17 protein-coding genes and 1 pseudogene are annotated in these 16,851 nt (G+C 72.9%); 10 read left to right on the top strand and 8 right to left on the bottom strand.

Annotation, left to right across the window (positions count from 1 at the left end):
* Positions 1-25: 25 nt before the first annotated feature.
* Positions 26-448: an STAS domain-containing protein gene (locus tag UQW22_RS03045; protein WP_407319367.1), complete on the bottom strand. Its 423-nt coding sequence runs from the start codon at positions 446-448 to the stop codon at positions 26-28.
* 114 nt (positions 449-562) lie between these two features.
* Between UQW22_RS03045 and UQW22_RS03040 the strand changes: the two genes are divergently transcribed.
* On the top strand, positions 563-2,815 hold the full coding sequence (locus UQW22_RS03040) for a SpoIIE family protein phosphatase (protein WP_407319366.1): 2,253 nt from the start codon (positions 563-565) through the stop codon (positions 2,813-2,815).
* A 7-nt stretch (positions 2,816-2,822) separates the two neighbouring features.
* Here UQW22_RS03040 and UQW22_RS03035 read toward each other — a convergent pair whose 3' ends face one another.
* Positions 2,823-3,266: a DUF3151 domain-containing protein gene (locus tag UQW22_RS03035; RefSeq protein ID WP_407319365.1), complete on the bottom strand. Its 444-nt coding sequence runs from the start codon at positions 3,264-3,266 to the stop codon at positions 2,823-2,825.
* A 98-nt stretch (positions 3,267-3,364) separates the two neighbouring features.
* Here UQW22_RS03035 and UQW22_RS03030 point away from each other — a divergent pair, with 98 nt between their 5' ends.
* Both UQW22_RS03030 and UQW22_RS03025 read left to right on the top strand, forming a co-directional pair.
* Entirely contained in the window at positions 3,365-3,742 is a 378-nt protein-coding gene (locus UQW22_RS03030) for an STAS domain-containing protein (protein ID WP_407319364.1), read from the top strand.
* Positions 3,743-3,828: 86 nt separating this feature from the next.
* The gene (locus tag UQW22_RS03025) at positions 3,829-5,124 is read left to right on the top strand and encodes an adenylosuccinate synthase (protein WP_407319363.1); all 1,296 of its coding nucleotides are present in this window, start codon (positions 3,829-3,831) and stop codon (positions 5,122-5,124) included.
* A 29-nt stretch (positions 5,125-5,153) separates the two neighbouring features.
* Here the strand turns inward: UQW22_RS03025 and UQW22_RS03020 are convergent, their stop codons facing one another.
* Complete coding sequence (locus UQW22_RS03020; RefSeq protein ID WP_407319362.1) at positions 5,154-5,744, bottom strand: TetR/AcrR family transcriptional regulator; 591 nt, start codon at positions 5,742-5,744, stop codon at positions 5,154-5,156.
* A gap of 121 nt (positions 5,745-5,865) precedes the next feature.
* On the opposite strand from UQW22_RS03020, the gene UQW22_RS03015 reads away from it, so the two are divergent.
* A complete protein-coding gene (locus tag UQW22_RS03015; RefSeq protein WP_407319361.1) occupies positions 5,866-6,219 on the top strand; it encodes a sulfur reduction protein DsrE in 354 nt (117 codons plus the stop codon).
* A 74-nt stretch (positions 6,220-6,293) separates the two neighbouring features.
* Here UQW22_RS03015 and UQW22_RS03010 read toward each other — a convergent pair whose 3' ends face one another.
* Positions 6,294-8,285: a cellulase family glycosylhydrolase gene (locus tag UQW22_RS03010; protein ID WP_407319360.1), complete on the bottom strand. Its 1,992-nt coding sequence runs from the start codon at positions 8,283-8,285 to the stop codon at positions 6,294-6,296.
* 205 nt (positions 8,286-8,490) lie between these two features.
* Here UQW22_RS03010 and purD point away from each other — a divergent pair, with 205 nt between their 5' ends.
* From purD to UQW22_RS02995, 3 genes and pseudogenes are all read left to right on the top strand, one after another.
* Positions 8,491-9,780: a phosphoribosylamine--glycine ligase gene (gene purD, locus UQW22_RS03005; RefSeq protein WP_407319359.1), complete on the top strand. Its 1,290-nt coding sequence runs from the start codon at positions 8,491-8,493 to the stop codon at positions 9,778-9,780.
* A 128-nt stretch (positions 9,781-9,908) separates the two neighbouring features.
* Positions 9,909-10,004: pseudogene (locus UQW22_RS03000) on the top strand (hypothetical protein); the annotation flags it as partial.
* Positions 10,005-10,241: 237 nt separating this feature from the next.
* Complete coding sequence (locus UQW22_RS02995; protein WP_407319358.1) at positions 10,242-11,252, top strand: phosphoribosylaminoimidazolesuccinocarboxamide synthase; 1,011 nt, start codon at positions 10,242-10,244, stop codon at positions 11,250-11,252.
* A gap of 22 nt (positions 11,253-11,274) precedes the next feature.
* On the opposite strand, the gene UQW22_RS02990 is transcribed toward UQW22_RS02995, so the two are convergent.
* A complete protein-coding gene (locus tag UQW22_RS02990; RefSeq protein ID WP_407319357.1) occupies positions 11,275-12,096 on the bottom strand; it encodes a DUF4190 domain-containing protein in 822 nt (273 codons plus the stop codon).
* A 228-nt stretch (positions 12,097-12,324) separates the two neighbouring features.
* Here UQW22_RS02990 and purS point away from each other — a divergent pair, with 228 nt between their 5' ends.
* The 3 genes from purS (at position 12,325) to UQW22_RS02975 (ending at position 14,012) form a co-directional block, all read left to right on the top strand.
* Positions 12,325-12,597 (top strand): phosphoribosylformylglycinamidine synthase subunit PurS, encoded by a 273-nt coding sequence (gene purS, locus UQW22_RS02985; RefSeq protein WP_407319356.1) that lies wholly within the window; start codon positions 12,325-12,327, stop codon positions 12,595-12,597.
* Positions 12,597-13,328, top strand: coding sequence for a phosphoribosylformylglycinamidine synthase subunit PurQ (gene purQ / locus UQW22_RS02980; RefSeq protein WP_407319355.1), 732 nt, complete (start codon positions 12,597-12,599; stop codon positions 13,326-13,328). The genes purS and purQ overlap by 1 nt, the downstream gene beginning before the upstream one ends.
* A 174-nt stretch (positions 13,329-13,502) precedes the next feature.
* Positions 13,503-14,012 carry a GNAT family N-acetyltransferase gene (locus tag UQW22_RS02975; protein WP_407319354.1) on the top strand — a complete coding sequence of 170 codons (510 nt, stop codon included), beginning with the start codon at positions 13,503-13,505 and terminating at the stop codon, positions 14,010-14,012.
* Between the two features lie 91 nt (positions 14,013-14,103).
* Here UQW22_RS02975 and UQW22_RS02970 read toward each other — a convergent pair whose 3' ends face one another.
* Genes UQW22_RS02970 through UQW22_RS02960 form a run of 3 tightly spaced genes read right to left on the bottom strand, consistent with a single transcriptional unit; the run spans position 14,104 to position 16,843 of the window.
* Positions 14,104-14,985 carry an LLM class flavin-dependent oxidoreductase gene (locus UQW22_RS02970; RefSeq protein WP_407319353.1) on the bottom strand — a complete coding sequence of 294 codons (882 nt, stop codon included), beginning with the start codon at positions 14,983-14,985 and terminating at the stop codon, positions 14,104-14,106.
* Between the two features lie 35 nt (positions 14,986-15,020).
* The gene (locus tag UQW22_RS02965) at positions 15,021-15,743 is read right to left on the bottom strand and encodes an MBL fold metallo-hydrolase (protein WP_407320712.1); all 723 of its coding nucleotides are present in this window, start codon (positions 15,741-15,743) and stop codon (positions 15,021-15,023) included.
* Between the two features lie 50 nt (positions 15,744-15,793).
* The gene (locus UQW22_RS02960) at positions 15,794-16,843 is read right to left on the bottom strand and encodes an LLM class flavin-dependent oxidoreductase (protein WP_407319352.1); all 1,050 of its coding nucleotides are present in this window, start codon (positions 16,841-16,843) and stop codon (positions 15,794-15,796) included.
* Between the last annotated feature and the right edge of the window lie 8 nt (positions 16,844-16,851).

Here is a 16,851-nt window from a genome sequence, read left to right as displayed (position 1 = left end):
GGGCACTGTTGGTCTGCGGGTCCGGTCAGCGAGGACCCGCCGTGGTGATGTCGAGGTCGACGCCCGGGTCCTCGTCGACGATCTCGAGCAGCTCGCCGATCCGGGTGACGTCGAGCAGGAACCGCACCGTCGGCGGTGCGCGCAGCACCCGGACCTTGTGCGGGCTGCGCGACGCCAGCCGGGCCAGGAAGGCCACGCCGGAGGAGTCCATGAACGTGACGTGGTGCGCGTCGAGCTCGACGGGCAGGCCGGAGGCCTCGGCGTCGGAGATCGCCTCGCCGAGCTCGGCGCTGACGTCGGCGTCGATCTCGCCCGAGAGGACGACGCGTGCCCGGGAGGTGCCCACGATGACGTGGATGCTCGCGGGGTCGCCGATCTGGGGCGCCGTGGGGGCAGCGCCGTCCCCGTTCTCGGGGGTGCCCGGCGTCGTGTTCGATCCGTCCTGCACGGTGCTCCTTCCTCGAGCTGCTCGCTCTGCTCAGGTCTCAGCGGACACCAATCTACGGTTGAATGTGCAGCGAATGCACCAACTTCGCCGGGACGCGCGGGAAAAGGAGGGCTGATGACCGATTTGCCCCATCCTCTCGCCTCCACGGCGCACGTTTCCGGCGAGGACCTCGCGCTCGCCCTCACCACGACGACGGTCCCAGCGTTCATCACCGGGCCGTGGGAGTCCGGCATGCCGGTGATCTGGGTCAACGAGGCGTTCGAGCGCCTCGTGGGCGTCGGCGCCGAGGACCTGCGGCTGCTGGGTCCGCACCCCCTCCTCGCGCTCGTCGAGGACGACCCGAACCGGGCCGCGGCGCAGGCCGACCTGGCGGCCGGACGGGCGATGCGCCGGATCGTCAGCGCACGCAAGCGCGACGGCGGCGTGAGCTGGCTGCAGGTGGACGTCACGCCGATGCCGCACTCCGACGGGGCGGAGATGCGCTGGGTCGGCGTGACCACGGACGTCTCGGAGTACGTCGACCAGCAGGCCGCGCAGCTCGCCTCCCTGGAGGTGGAGCGCCGCCAGCGGGCGGACCTCGACCTGATCGCCCAGACGACGGAGCTCCTCGGCGACCTCGAGTACCCGTTCGCGCTGCGCGACATCGCTGACCTCCTGCGGTCGCTCGTCCCGTGGAGCGGCTTCTACCTCAACGACGACGGCCTGCAGCACGCCGAGGGTGTCGACGTCGCCTCGCCGCCGACGGGTCGTGGCCGTCGGCACACCCGCTACGTCCCGGAGACCTGGCCCGGCGACCTCGAGGCGCTCGACGGAGGGACCCCGCCCGACGGCGCGGCCCCGGACGGGAACGCTCCCAGCGTCGCGGCCGGCTCGTCGCCCGACCGGGTCCAGGAGCTCCTCGACGGTGTGGTCGACGGCCCCGTGCGGCTCGACCTCGGCGGGGACTACGGTCCGCACTCGGCCTCCGGCTGGCTGCGGCGGGATCTCGTGCGGCGCGTCGTCGAGGAGTCCGGCGTCGTGCCGCGCTCCGTCGTCGTCCACGCGGTCGCCGGACGACGGCGGGTCCTCGGGCTGCTCGTCACCTGGCACGGCGACGCCGCCCGCGGGCCGGGCGCGGGGGAGGACGGCTGGTCGGAGCCCGGGCCCGAGCACATCTTCACGGTGGTCGAGGTGGTCGCGCGCCGGGCGGGGACCGCCATCGACAACGCCCGGTTGTACGCCCGCGAGCACCGCCTCGCCGAGGCGCTGCAGCGCGCCATGCTCCCTGAGCAGGCCGACGTGACCGGGCTCGACGTCTGGACCTACTACGCCCCCAACGCGGAGCACGCCCAGGTCGGCGGGGACTGGTACGACGTGCTGCAGATCTCCGAGGGCACCGTCGGGATGGTGATCGGCGACGTCGTCGGGCACGACGTCGAGGCCGCCGCCGCGATGGGCCAGCTGCGGTCCGTGGTCCGGGCCTACGCCTACGAGCTGACGACCCCGGGCACCGTGCTCGACCGGGTCGACCAGCTCGTCACGGGCATGCGGGTGCCGCGCCCGGCCTCGATGGTCTACGCCACCCTGCACCACGTGGCCGACGACGACTCCTGGTCGGTGGAGTACACACGCGCGGGCCATCTGCCGCCGCTGCTGCTGCGGGACGGCGACGTCCGTCTCCTGTCCGGTGCCGGCGGGTCGCTGGTCGGCTTCGGCACCGCGGCGCGCACGACGGGGCGCGAGGTGTTGCACCGTGGCGACGTGCTGCTGTTCTACACCGACGGTCTCATCGAGCGTCGCGACCGGTCGCTGAAGGTCGGCCTGGACACGCTGGTCGAGATGTCCGGCCGCATCACCGCGCGGGACGCGGCCGGCGTGGGCGAGGAGCTGCTCTCCCGGCTCGCCGACTCCCCGGAGGACGACGTCGCGATCGTCGTCGTCAGGGTGCCGGACCCCGTCGAGGACGCCCGGATCACGGCGCTGAGCCCCCGGTCGCGCCGATGGCTGCTGCCGAGCGAGCCGGCGTCGATCGGTCGTGCCCGGCACGCGGTGCTGCGCACGTGCCAGGCGTGGGGGCTGCCGGAGTCGGCCGCGGCCGAGCTGGTCGTCTCGGAGCTCGTGGCCAACGGCGTGCTGCACGGCTGGGGGAACATCGCGCTGCGCCTGTTCGACACCGGCGACGGGCTGCGCATCGAGGTCGAGGACGCGAACCCGGCGCCGCCGGTCGCCACCGACGGCCACCCGAACCGGGTCGGTGGTTTCGGCATGCAGATCGTCGAGCGGCTGGCCGACTGGGGCTGGCGGCCGGCGGGCTCCGGGAAGCTGGTGTGGGCCAAGCTGCGGCCCCAGCCGATGCCGTCCGAGGAGCCCGCCGCCGTCACCGGGTAGAGCGGGCTCAGGTCAGCGAGCGCACCTCGCCCACGGAGGTGCCGGCCTCCACGAGGAACGTCGCGCAGCGGTCGGCCTCCGCGTCCTCGCCGATGCGGTCCGCCGCACGGGACAGGGCGAGCAGGGAGCGCAGGAAGCCCTGGTTCGGCAGGTGGTCGGCGGGGATGGGGCCCTGACCCCGCCATCCGGCACGTCGCAGGGCGTCGAGCCCGCGGTGGTAGCCGGTCCGGGCGTGGGCGTAGGCCGTGACGGCGTGCACGACGTCGTCGCCGCCGTCGAGCGTCTGCTCGGCCAGCACCGCCCACACGAGGCTCGACGCGGGGTGCGCCGCGGCGACCTGGGCCGGGGGCTGCCCTTCGGCGAGGGCGGTGCGGGCGGCGGCGTGCTCGTCCGGCAGGTACGTCGGCGCCGGGCCGCCGAGAAGGTTCTGCACGGGCTCAGGTGAACTCATGTCGACCATTGTCCCAGGCGACGGGTCGGCTGCACGCGGTCGCGGTCGACACTCGTTCGGCGCGTCGTCATGCTGCGGACGCGGGTAGTCTCGTGCGCATGATCGAGATCGCGACGTCCTCGACGACGACGACGCTCGTGATCGCCGGTGATCTCGACCTCGCCGAACGGGACCAGTTCCCCGAGATCGCGGCGCGGGTCGTCGGCCTGCGGCGCCAGCTGCTGGTGATCGACATGTGCCGGGTGACGTTCATGGACTCCACCGGCGCGGCGTTCCTCATCTCGTTGGCCGACTCGGGGCGCAAGCGCGGTGGGGCGACGGTGCTGCGCGGTGCCGACGAGCGCGACCTGTTCGTGCTGGAGGTCTGTGGTGCCCTCGACCTGTTCCGGGTCGACCACGACCACCACTGCGAGCAGTCCGACACCGGCACGGGGGCGACGCCGGTGCAGCTCCCGCAGCGCCACCGGCCCTCCTGACCCGCCGTCAGGTCATGGCCGGGTAAACTCTGCCGAGGCCCGGCGGCAGCCCCCGGGCCCACCGATCTCACGAGGAGAGTTGATCCATGCCAGCCGTGGTGCTCGTCGGCGCCCAGTGGGGCGATGAGGGCAAGGGGAAGGCGACCGATCTCCTCGGAGACCGCGTCGACTACGTGGTGAAGTTCAACGGCGGCAACAACGCCGGGCACACCGTCGTCATCGGGGACGAGAAGTACGCCCTGCACCTGCTCCCGTCCGGGATCCTGTCGCCCGGGGTCACGCCGGTCATCTCGAACGGCGTCGTGGTGGACATCGAGGTCCTCTTCGAGGAGCTCGACGGCCTGATCGAGCGCGGCGTGGACGTCTCCCGCCTGCTCGTCTCGCAGGGCGCGCACGTCATCGCGGGCTACCACCGGACCGTCGACAAGGTCACCGAGCGCTTCCTGGGCAAGCGACGGATCGGCACCACGGGCCGCGGCATCGGCCCCGCCTACGCGGACAAGATCAACCGCGTCGGCCTGCGCGTCGCGGACCTCTTCGACGAGAAGATCCTCGCCGAGAAGATCGAGGGTGCGCTCGACCAGAAGAACCACCTGCTCGTGAAGGTCTACAACCGCCGCGCGATCGGTGTGCAGGAGACCGTCGACGAGCTGCTCCAGTACGCCGAGCGGCTGCAGCCGATGGTGGCCGACACCGGCCTCGCCCTGAACCAGGCGCTGGACCGCGGCGAGACCGTCCTGTTCGAGGGCGGTCAGGCCACGATGCTGGACGTGGACCACGGCACCTACCCGTTCGTCACGTCGTCGAACGCGACGGCCGGCGGTGCGGTGACCGGGTCGGGCGTCGGTCCCACCCGCGTCGACTCGGTGATCGGTGTGGTCAAGGCCTACACGACCCGCGTCGGCGAGGGGCCGTTCCCCACGGAGCTCTTCGACGACAAGGGCGCCTACCTGCAGAAGGCCGGCGGGGAGTTCGGTGTGACCACTGGCCGTGCCCGCCGCTGCGGCTGGTACGACGCCGTCATCTCCCGCTACGCGGCACGCGTCAACGGGCTGACCGACCTGGTGCTGACCAAGCTGGACGTGCTCACCGGCCTCGAGAAGGTCCCGGTCTGCGTCGCCTACGACGTCGACGGCGAGCGGTACGACGAGATGCCGATCGACCAGACGGCGTTCCACCACGCGAAGCCGATCTACGAGGAGCTCGACGGCTGGTGGGAGGACATCTCGCAGTGCCGCACGTTCGAGGACCTGCCGGTCAACGCCCAGCGCTACGTACGCCGGCTGGAGGAGATCTCCGGCTGCCGCGTCTCCGCGATCGGCGTGGGCCCGCGGCGCGACGAGATCATCCCGATCCACGACCTGGTGCACCCGCGGGCCTGAGGGCGGACGCCGCAACCGGGAGGTGGTGGTCAGCGACTGCCGGCCACGGGGCCGAGGAGCCCGTCGAGGATCTGCTCCGTGCCGGCGGCGGCTGCCTCGGGGGATGCCACCTGGGCGGTGACCATCGCGCCGTCGTAGGTGAGCAGCAGCGCGCTGACCAGTGACGGCTGCGGGGCGAGGCCGCCGCGGTCGAGCTGGCCGGCGAGGGTCGTCGCGAAGCGTTCGCGGTGGCGGGTGACGGCGTGCCGGACGGGGTGCTCCGGCGACGGGTACTCGGCGGCGGCGTTGATGAACGGGCAGCCGTGGAACGCGGTCCCGGCCGCGTCCTGCCAGATGCCGTCGAAGATCGGGGTGATGCGGGTGCGGGCTGTGCCGTGGGCGTCCCGGAGGCGTGCGTGCAGCGACTCGTGGAACGTGGCGCTGCGTTGGTCGAGGTACGCGACGACGAGGTCGTCCTTGCCGCCGAAGTGGTGGTAGAGCGAGGCCTTGGCCGCCCCCGCCGTGGCCAGGATGCGGTCGATGCCCACCGCATGGATGCCGTCGGCGTAGAACAGCTGGTCCGCCGCCGTGAGGAGTCGGGTGCGGACGTCGGGGACCGGGCTGGTCCGCGGGAGGTTCATCGCGCCGAGGATACCGGCGTTGCCGTCGCGCGGCAGGCGAGACGCGGAATAGACAGATCGGTCTGTCTGTTGGTTCCAGGTGAACGCCCCACCGGGGGGCGGACACACGAAGGGACTTCCCATGACGCACCAGGCCGCCATCGTCATCCTCACCGACTTCGCGGCGGACAGCGCCGCCGTCTACCGGGCGCTCGGCACGGCCCAGGAGTTCGTCCAGGCGGGAGACGACGTCAAGATCGTCTTCGACGGTTCGGGGGTGGACTCCCTCGCAGCCATCGCCGCGCCGGAGCACCAGCTCCACGACCTCCTCGAGTCGCTGCGCGACCAGGTCGCCGGAGCCTGCGGGTTCTGCGCGAAGGCGCACGAGGCCGCCACGGCGATCACCGAGGCCGGCTACCCGCTGCTCACGGACAACAAGGGGCACGCCAGCCTCCGCGACCTCGTGGTCGAGGGCCGCACGGTGCTCACCTTCTGAGTCGTCGGGCACCCGCACCGACGCCACGACGGCGGCCACCCAGTGCCGGGTGGCCGCCGACGTCCGTGCCGGCATCACGCCGTGGTGCAGGCGGCTCCGTCGATCGTGAAGGACGACGGTGCAGCCCCGCCGCCGTTCACCTGCAGCCCCAGCGTGCGCGACCCGCCCGCGGGCAGCGCCGCGTCCCAGGCGGACGGCCGGGCCGTGATCGTCGACCCGGACTGCGACCAGTCCGCCGACCAGCCGTTGGCCAGGGACTGCCCGGCGGGCGCCTCGAACTCCAGCACCCAGCCGTCCCAGGCCTCCGCGGACCCGTTGGTCACCGTGACGTCCGCGGTGTAGCCGGTGCTCCAACGGTTGGCGTCGTCGAACGCCACGGTGCAGGAGCCGTCACCGCCGTCGTCCGCCGACGTGGTCACGGCGACCGGGTCGGAGGCCGCCGAGGTGTTGCCCGACCCGTCCAGGGCGCGGACGGCGAACGAGTAGTCGGTGCCGGCCTCGAGGCCGGAGACCGTGTGCCCTGGGTTCGACGTAGAGCCGACGACGTCGCCGGTGCCCGTGTCGACCACCTCGTAGCGGGCCACGCGGGTGTCGTCGGTCGACGCCGTCCAGGTGAGCTCCGCGGACGTCGCCGTCACCTCACCGGCGGCCACGTCCTGCGGGGCCGTCGGCGGCGTCGTGTCGCCCTCGCTGCCGAGAGCGGCCTCCGACAGCGAGATGCCGGTGGTCGAGTCCACGCCACCGAGCGGGACCTGGTGGTCCAGCGAGACGTACTTGCCGTCCTCCTGCCACAGGGCGGGCTCGAGGAGCGCGTACTTCTCCTCGTCCCAGGTCTCCCAGTCGTTGAGGAGCAGACCGCCGGTGTCGCCCGAGTTCGGGTTGATGGTCCAGAAGGTGTGGTGCAGGCCGTAGTCGACGATGGCGTCCCGCAACGCTTCGAGCCACTTCTCGTTGGGGCCGTCGTCGAGGAACCCGCCCCACTCGCCGATCAGCAGCGGTGACGTGTCCTCCTTGTGCAGGTAGAGCCAGTTGGGGTCCCAGACGTCCGCCTCGAGGGAGTCGCGGTCCCAGTCGTCGCCCTCGAACCACGGCTGCTCGTGGACCAGCGGGCCGTAGTCGTGCGGCGAGTACATGATCTGGTCGTCGAGCGCCCCGCCGACCTCGACCGGATGGTCGGCCGCGCCGCGCAGGTTGCCGCCCCACCAGTTGAAGTAGTAGTCGTCCTCGTCCTGGGAGGCCCAGTCCTGCCCGTCGCGCGGGTAGACCTCGATGCCCTCGACGAGGATGAGGAGGTTCGGGTTGATGGCCAGGATCTTCTCGGCCGCGGTCTCGGCGACGTGCTTCCAGTTGTCCGGGTCGGTCGAGTCGTCCCACTTGGCCCGGGGGTCCTGCTTGTGGGTGCCGTGCGGCTCGTTCTGGAGGTCCGCGCCGATGATCGTGTCGTCGTCCGCGTACTCCTCGGCGAACCACTCCCAGCCCGCGTAGAAGTCCTCGCTGGACACCGAGTCCGTGTACCACATCGGGGCGAAGTGGCCGGAGTTGTCGGCCTCGGCGCTGTGGACGTCGACGAGCACCTTGAGGCCGTACTGCTCACACAGCCCGAGCCAGTAGTCGAAGACCTCCTTGTTGTCCATCCCGGTCAGCTCCGGGTTCGCGAAGGTGTTGACGTTCGGCATGATCGCCTCGCCGTTCTTCCACTCCACGAGGAGCTCGGTCGAGACGGGGACCCGGACCAGGTTGATGCCGCGTTCGGCCATGTCCCGCGTGATGTTCTCGATGTTGCCGCTCCACAGGCCGTGGAAGACCCGCTCCGAGGCGTTGAACCCGAACCAGTTGGCCCCGGTCATCCAGACCTCGTTGCCGTCGGCGTCGACCACCTGGTTGCCGTTCGTGGTCAGCCAGTCGTCGCCAGCGGCCGAAGGGGAGACGATGGTGGCGGCCGGGGCGGCGGCGATCGGAGTTGCGGCAACTGCCGGGACCGCGACCGCGGCGGCCAGTGCGAGTCCGGCGGTAGCAGCACCGGCGCGCCGGGGGGAGACCCGGCTCCGGGGGATCGGTGACTTCACAGAACATCTCCATCGGTGTCGTGCGCGGTGCGCGTCGTGACGGGCCCCGTCGGGCCCGGTGTGATCCGCTCGAACGTCGCATCCCGAGCGGCGCCGTTGAAGGTTCCGAAAGGTTTAGGCAGGTCCGCAGGACGGCCGGCCCTCGGTCGGAACCGGAGCGGACACCCGCCCCGCGGGAGCTCCCGGCCATTTACACTCAGATCCCGTGAAGATCCTCGTCGTCGGGAACGGTGCTCGCGAGCACGCCATCGTCCACTCCCTCGCCGCGGAGCCGGCTGTCGGCGCCGCGCACGAGCTGCACGCCGCGGCCGGCAACCCCGGCATGCGGGCGCAGGCCGAGCTGCACGCGGTCGACGCGAACGACGGCGCAGCGGTCGCCGCGTTGGCGACGTCGCTGGGGGCGGACCTCGTCGTCGTGGGGCCGGAGGCGCCGCTGGTCGCCGGGGTCGCCGACGCCGTGCGGGACGCGGGGGTGCCGGTGTTCGGGCCGTCCGCGGAGGCGGCCCGCCTGGAGGGGTCGAAGGCCTTCGCCAAGGAGGTCATGGCCACCGCCAACGTGCCGACCGCGATGGCCCACGTGTGCACCACGCTCGACGAGGTGACCGCGGCCCTGGACGCCTTCGGGCCGCCGTTCGTCGTCAAGGACGACGGGCTGGCCGCCGGCAAGGGCGTGGTGGTGACCACCGACCGGGACGCCGCCGTCGAGCACGCGCGGGCCTCCCTGGCTGCGCGGGGCGACGCGGGCACCGTGGTGATCGAGGAGTACCTGGATGGCCCCGAGGTCTCCCTGTTCTGCCTGTGCGACGGCGCCACGGTGGTGCCGATGGTGCCCGCCCAGGACTTCAAGCGGGTCGGCGACGACGACGCCGGCCCCAACACGGGCGGCATGGGCGCCTACACCCCGCTCGACTGGGCCCCGGCCGGGCTCGTCGGCGAGGTGGTCGACCGCATCGCCCAGCCCACCGTCGACGAGATGGCGCGCCGCGGCACCCCGTTCACCGGCGTGCTGTACGTGGGGCTCGCGCTCACCTCGCGCGGCACCCGCGTGGTCGAGTTCAACGTGCGGTTCGGCGACCCGGAGATCCAGGCCGTGCTCGCGCGGCTGCGCACGCCGCTGTCGGGCGTGCTGCTGGCCGCGGCCCAGGGGCGGCTCGCCGAGATCGAACCGCTGAACTGGTCCGACGACGCGGTCGTGAACGTCGTGGTGGCGTCGCAGGGCTACCCGGAGTCGCCCCGCAAGGGCGACCCGATCGGCGGGATCGACGCCGCGGCCGCGCTCGACGGCGTGCACGTGCTGCACGCGGGCACCGCGGTGTCCGACGGCGCGCTCGTCAGCGCGGGCGGTCGCGTCCTGTCCGTGGTGGGACGGGGCGACGACCTCGCGGCGGCCCGGGCGGCGTCCTACGCGGGGGTCGCCCTGGTCGACCTGCCGGGCTCGCACCACCGCACCGACATCGCCCTGGCGGCCGAGCGCGGCGACGTCGTCGTCCCCTGAGCCGGGGCGTGACGCCGGTCCGTCGCCGCTCCGTGCCGCTCGAAATTCCGGTCCCCGGTGACTCGGTTATCCGGATCTAGCGGCCTCGGTTCTCCGGTTCCGCATGGCTCGATCCTCAGGTTTCCTGGCTGGACGAGCCCGCCACCGTCGGACACTGGCGGACGAGCGACGACATCGAGGTCGACCTCGTCGTCGAGCTGGACGACGGACGGGTCGTCGCTTTCGAGGTCAAGTCCGCAGAACGTGTGGCAGGCAAGGACTTCGCCGGACTGCGGACCTTGCGTGATCGCGTGGGCAAGAGGTTCGTCGCCGCAGTCGCGCTCGGCATGGGGCAGCGCTCGTACACCTACGACCGTCTGCACGGCATGCCGATCGACCGCCTGTGGAGGACGGTAGGCGAGTGAACGGGCCTCTCACGATCTGCTCGGCCAGTCCGACGGCGGGGTGAGAGACTGTGCGCCGTGACCGACGCGCGCCCCACCTCGACGCCCGAGACGCCCGACGCCTTCGCCGGCGGCCCGCTCGACCTGCCCGGCTGGCGGCACGTCTACTCCGGCAAGGTCCGCGACCTGTACGAGCCGGACCTGCCCGCGCTCGGCGGGGTGCACCCGCTGGGCGACGTCGTCCTGGTCGTCGCGTCCGACCGGGTCTCGGCCTACGACCACGTGCTGACCCCGGGCATCCCTGACAAGGGTGTGGTGCTCACCCAGCTCAGCCTGTGGTGGTTCGACCAGCTCGCCGACCTGGTGGACAACCACGTCGTGTCGGTCGAGCCGTCCGCCGAGCCGGGCGACGGCCTGGTGCCCGACGTCGTCGCGGGACGCGCGATGGTCTGCCGCCGCCTCGAGATGTTCCCTGTCGAGTGCGTCGCCCGCGGCTACCTCACCGGGTCCGGGCTCGCGGAGTACCGCACGAACGGCCAGGTCACGGGGATCCCGCTGCCCGCCGGTCTCGTGGACGGCTCCCGCCTGCCAGAACCGATCTTCACCCCGGCCACCAAGGCCGCGGTGGGGGAGCACGACGAGAACGTGTCGTTCGACGAGGTGGCGCGCCGGATCGGCGGCGAGGACGCCGCTCGCCTGCGCGACCTGACGCTCGCGGTCTACCGCCGCGCCGAGGAGGTCGCGCGGGAGCGTGGCGTGATCCTCGCCGACACCAAGCTCGAGTTCGGCGTGGTGCCCGACGGCGGCACCCGGTCCGACGGCGGAGCCTCGGCCGGGCGGATCGTCCTCGGTGACGAGGTGCTCACCCCGGACAGCTCACGCTTCTGGCCCGCGGACTCGTGGGAGCCGGGGCGCGCTCAGCCGAGCTTCGACAAGCAGTTCGTGCGGGACTGGCTCACCTCGGACGCCTCGGGCTGGGACCGCGCGTCCGGCGCCGAACCGCCGGAGCTTCCCGGCGACGTCGTGCGCCGCACCCGTGACCGCTACCTCGAGGCGTACGAGCGGATCACGGGCGCGTCGCTGCGCTGACGGCCGTCGGGGGCGGGAGTCGTCAGAGGCCCGTGCCGGCGACGCTGCCCGCCTCGAGCGGGCTGCCGTCCATGGTGGCCGCCGAGCAGAGCAGCAGCCGGTCGCCGAGGGTCCACGACGCCTCGGTGGGGTAGAAGTAGATGGCGTCGAGCGCCGAGTCGGCGTACTCGATGCCGATGTAGCTCGAGAACGCGTCCATGCACAGCGTCTCGATCTCCCCGAGCACCGCGTCGTCACCGGGGTACTCCGCGCCGTCCATCTGCTCCACGGCGATGACCTCGGCGCCGTGCGCGGCCGAGCAGTCGGCCGGGGACATCGGTTCGCCGCTGGTGAGGTCCGCCGGCGGGTCGAAGCAGTCCCCGACGGCCATGTCGAGGCCCATGGACTGCTGGTACGACTGGTTGAAGCCGTCCTCGAAGCCCTCCTGGAAGCTGTCCTGGAACTCGTCGGTGTTGAAGAGCCACACGAAGAACACGACGAAGAGCGTCCAGGCGATCGTCCCCAGCACGCCCAGCACGATGCCGGCGACGGCGAGGCCCTTGCCGGACCGCCCGGACTTCTTGACGCGCACGAGCCCGGCGATGCCGAGCCCGACGGCGACGAGCGCCAGGCCCAGGATGCCGGTCACCAGCGACGCGATGGCGACGCCGTCCGTGCCGGCGGGCCGCGGGGCCTCGTAGGGGGAGGGTCCTCCGGGTCCCGGAGCAGGGGGCTGCCCCGGGCCGTACGGGGACGTGTACGGGGAGGCGTACGGCGAGGCGGCGGGCGTCCCGCCCTGGTGCGGTGCCGGGCCGGCAGTGCCGTCCGTCGGCCGGTAGGGGTCGGGCGAGGAGGTCGACGTCACGGGGTTCTCCAGTTGTGTGTGGTTCTCGCGTCGGGCACCGACCCTAGCGTCGACCACGGGTGTCGCGGGAGCCCTTGTCCGCGCACGAGCGCGTGCGTGACGGCGGGTAGACTGACCGCGGAATCCCGCCGTCGTGCTCCCGCCCGTCTCGCGCGCCTCGCGTCGTACCGCTCGCGTGGACCGGGATCCCGGAGCGACGGCCCGTGCAGAGCCCCTGAGGAGCCCGAAGTGGGACGCGTCGTCGTCGAGGTCATGCCCAAGCCCGAGATCCTGGACCCCCAGGGCAAGGCCGTGGTCGGGGCGCTGCCGCGCCTCGGTTTCACGCAGTTCTCCGGTGTCCGTCAGGGCAAGCGGTTCGAGCTCGAGGTCGGCGGCGAGGTGACGCCCGAGGTGCTCGCGGCGGCCCGCCAGGCCGCGGAGACGCTGCTGTCCAACCCCGTCATCGAAGACGTCGTGCGCGTCGCCGACGCCTCGGAGGAGTCCGCCGGGGTGTCCGCCTGATGAGCGCCGGCACGGTCGACAAGACGCTCGACGGCGCCCGGATCGGCGTCATCACGTTTCCGGGCACGCTCGACGACCGGGACGCCGCCCGTGCGGTCCGTCTGGCCGGCGGCGAGCCCGTGTCCCTGTTCCACGCCGACGGTGACCTGCAGGGCGTCGACGCCGTCGTGCTTCCCGGCGGCTTCTCGTACGGTGACTACCTGCGCGCCGGGGCGATCAGCCGTTTCGCTCCCGCGATGGACGCCCTCGTGGACGCCGCGAAGGGCGGCATGCCGGTGCTCGGCATCTGCAACGGCTTCCAGGTGCTCACCGAGGCGCACCTGCTGCCCGGGTCGATGATCAAGAACGACCACCTGCACTTCGTCTGCCGCGAGCAGGTCCTCGCCGTGGAGAACACCGACACGGCGTGGACGAACCGGTACTCCACCGGCCAGCACATCACGATCCCGCTGAAGAACCAGGACGGTCAGTTCGTCGCCGACGAGCGCACCCTCGACGAGCTCGAGGCCGAGGGCCGCGTCGTCTTCCGCTACGTCGGGACGAACCCGAACGGGTCGCGCCGCGACATCGCGGGGATCACGAACGCGGCGGGCAACGTCGTCGGGCTCATGCCCCACCCGGAGCACGCCGTCGAGGCGGGCTTCGGGCCGGACGGCGCCGCCGGCCCGCGCACCGGTACCGACGGTCTCGGGTTCTTCACGTCGGTGCTGGCCACCCTCGTCCGCGCATGAACGCGAGGAGCCCCCGCGGAGGTGTGCCGAGGGACGAGGTGTGCCGCAGCGAGGCACCGCAGGGTTCGTGCCAGGAGTGCACCGCATGAACGCGAGGAGCCCCCGCGGAGGTGTGCCGAGGGACGAGGTGTGCCGCAGCGAGGCACCGCAGGGTTCGTGCCAGGAGTGCACCGCATGACGGCGGAGGTCTGCGCCGGCACGGCGGAGATCGTCGAGGTGCCCTGGGGCGATCCCGACGCCGCCGCGCTGCGTGCGGAGGCGGTCGCGGACCTCGGGCGCCGCTACGGCGGGGACGAGGACGCGAAGGAGGTCATCGACCCGGCGAGCATCGTCGTGACCCTCCTGGCCCGGGTCGATGGCGTCGCGGTCGGCTGCGGCAGCATCCGGGACGTCTCGGGCACCGACGACGGCCGCGGCCGCGGCGCCACTCATCCTGCCGCGACCGGCGAGGTCAAGCGGGTCTACGTGCTCGACGGTCACCGTGGTCGGGGCCTCGCACGGCAGCTCATGGCGGGTCTGGAGCGGGCCGCGCGCCAGGCCGGGTTCCGCCGCCTCGTGCTCGAGACCGGGACGGCGCAGCCGGAGGCGTTGGCCCTGTACGCCGCGCTCGACTACGTACCGGTCGAGTCCTACGGGCGGTACGCCGCCGAGGCCGACCAGCGCTGCTTCGGCAAGGACCTCTGACCCACTCGTTCGGCAGTATCAGCTTCGTTCGGCAGCTTGAGGTGCCGAACGTGACACGAACTGCCGAACGCAGCGCCTGGAGCGGCGGTGCTCAGGCGTGCAGCAGCGGGCGCACCTCGCGGCCGAGGAACGCAGCGAACGCCGCCAGGTCCGGTTCGTCCGCGACCGGCTGGATCGCCACGGCGGTGGCACCGGCGTCCACGAGCCCTCGGACCGCGGCGGCGATCGAGGCGGCGTCGCCGGCCGCGCCGACCCCGCGCCCCGGCTCGGCACCCCACTGCGGAAGCTCGGCGTCGAGCCGTTCCCGAGCCTGCGGGCCCGTCGTGGCGATGAGCGTGGCGTGCACGTCGGTCAGCTCCCGGCCGGCCCCCTCGGCCGCACGACGAGCGGTCGCGACGGAACCACGGACGTCGTCGGGGGTCAGCGCGTTGGCGAGGATGAGCCCGTCACCGAGCTCGCCGACGAGCGCCAGCGACCGCGGGCCCACGCCGCCGAGCCACAGGGGGACGGGCTCCGTCGGCGGCCAGTCGAGCCGGACGGCGTCCAGCGAGACGTAGCGGCCCGACGTCGTGACCTCGTCCCCGGCGAGCAGCCGCCGCAGCGCGTCGGTGTGCTCGCGCAGCAACGTCAGCGGTGACGAGACCCGCACCCCTGCCTGCCCCATCCACTCCTGGACGCCGTGCCCGACCCCGGGGACGAACCGCCCCGGGAACGAGCGGGCCAGGGTCGCGATCTCCATGGCCGTGATCGCGGTGCTGCGCAGCGGGACGGGCATCAGGCCGAGGCCGACCCGGATCCGGTCGGTCCAGGCGAGCGCCGCCGCCGTCGCGGCCAGACCGCTCTGCTTGAAGCAGTCCTCCCACACCCACAGGTCGTCGAGCCCCGCGTCCTCCGCTGCGGTCGCCAGCGCGCGCAGCGTCTCGGGTGCGTGCGTGGGGACGTGGGCGATGCCCAGACGAACGGCGGTGGTCATGCGCCCATCGTGCCGCACGTCTCCGACGGTGGCTCTCAGCCGTCGGTGCGGGGAGGGGTGCGCAGGTAGGCCAGCTGCGCCGCGACCGACTGCCGGGCGGCCCCCAGCACCGAGGGGGCGACGTCCGCGTACACGTTCGCGACGACGTCGTCGACCGAGGCATCTGGGCCGAGCCCGTCGAGGGCCGCCCGCACCTGGGCCAGGCGTTCGTGGCGGTGCGCGCGGTAGGCCCGGACCGCCGCACCGAGGCCGGCGATCTCCGGACCGTGCGCGGGCAGGCCGAGGCGGCCCTCGCCCAGCCGTTCCAGGGTGTCGAGGCTCGCGAGATAGTCGCCCAGCGACCCGTCGGGCTCGCCGATCACCGTGGTGCCCCGCCCGAGCACCGTGTCCCCGGTCAGGACCACGGGCTCCGTGCCGTCCGTGAGCACGACGAACGACACGGAGTCGGCGGTGTGCCCCGGGGTCGCGACGACCTCGATGCGCAGCCCCGCGGCCTCGATCACCTCGCCTCCGCGCAGGGGTTCCGCGCCGTGGCAGTGGTCGGGGTCCGCAGCCCGGACGGGAGCACCGGTCAGCGCACGGAGCCGCACGGAGCCGGCGGTGTGGTCCGCGTGGCGATGGGTGATCAGCACCAGCTCCACCGGTGCCGCGGCCAGCGCGCCGAGGTGCGCCTCGTCGTCGGGCCCCGGGTCCACCACGACGGCACGTGCTGCGCCCGGTGCGCGCAGCACGTACGAGCGCGTGCCCTCCAGCGTCATCGGCCCGGGGTTGTCCGCGCGGCGTACGGACACCGACGGGGTCAGGGACTTCACTGGCCGGTCTCCGCCGCCAGCAGCTCCAGCGTCTGCGCCCGTCCGGGCGTCGCGTCCAGCGGCTCGGAGGCGTAGGTGCCCGCGACGGGCACGACCATCACCTCGTCGACGCCGTGGCGCTCGGCGAGACGGCGGACCTCCGCGCCGGCGTCGTCCGGCGTGCCGATGAGCCACCGGCCACGCATGTCCTCGACCATCTGCTGACCGAGCCCGTCCAGCGGCGTCGCCAGCGCCTCCTCGACGGTCTCCGCGCGCCCCATCGGGCGGCCGGTCCGCAGCCGTGCCATCGCCCGGAGCTGAGGCAGCGACCGCTCGTGCGCCTCCTCCCGGGTCGGGGCCACGACGGCGTTCACCGTGAGGAAGGTGCGCGGCCGCGGGTGCTCGGCCGACGGCCGGTAGCCGTCGCGGTACAGCGCCAGCACCTGGTCGATCCCCGCCCCGGAGAAGTGGTTCGCGAACACGTACGGCAGCCCCAGCTCGGCCGCCAGGCGTGCCGAGTAGTCGCTGGACCCGAGCAGCCACAGGGTGGGGGCCGCGGCGGCGGCCGGTGTCGCCCGGACGTCGTAGACCTTGCCGTCGGTCAGCCGGAGCTGGGCGCCGTCGGGCGACATGAGCGCCAGGATGTTCTGCACGTGCTCGGGGAACCGGTCGACGTCCGACGTCGGGCCGGACGAGCGCAGCAGCGCCGTGACCACGGGGTCGCTGCCCGGCGCCCGGCCGATGCCCAGGTCGACGCGGCCCGGCGCCAGGGCCTCGAGCGCGGCGAACTGCTCGGCCACCACCAGCGGGGCGTGGTTCGGCAGCATCACACCACCCGAACCGACCCGGATCCGTGCGGTGCGGGCGGCGGCCGCGGCGATCATCACCGGCGGGGTCGACGCCGCGACGGCGGCCATGTTGTGGTGCTCGGCGAACCAGTAGCGCTCGTAGCCGAGCTCGTCGGCGCGCTCCACCAGCGACATCGACGAGGCGAGCGCCTGCGCGCTGGACTGCCCGGAGCGGACCGGCACGAGGTCCAGGACGGAGAGTGCGGGAGAGGTAGTCATCGCTGGAG

The sequence above is a fragment of the Isoptericola halotolerans genome, assembly GCF_045689585.1.
Classification (GTDB): Bacteria; Actinomycetota; Actinomycetes; order Actinomycetales; family Cellulomonadaceae; genus Isoptericola; species Isoptericola halotolerans_B.
Note: the sequence above shows the minus strand (reverse complement) of the source record. Positions and strands in the feature narration are given on the sequence as shown.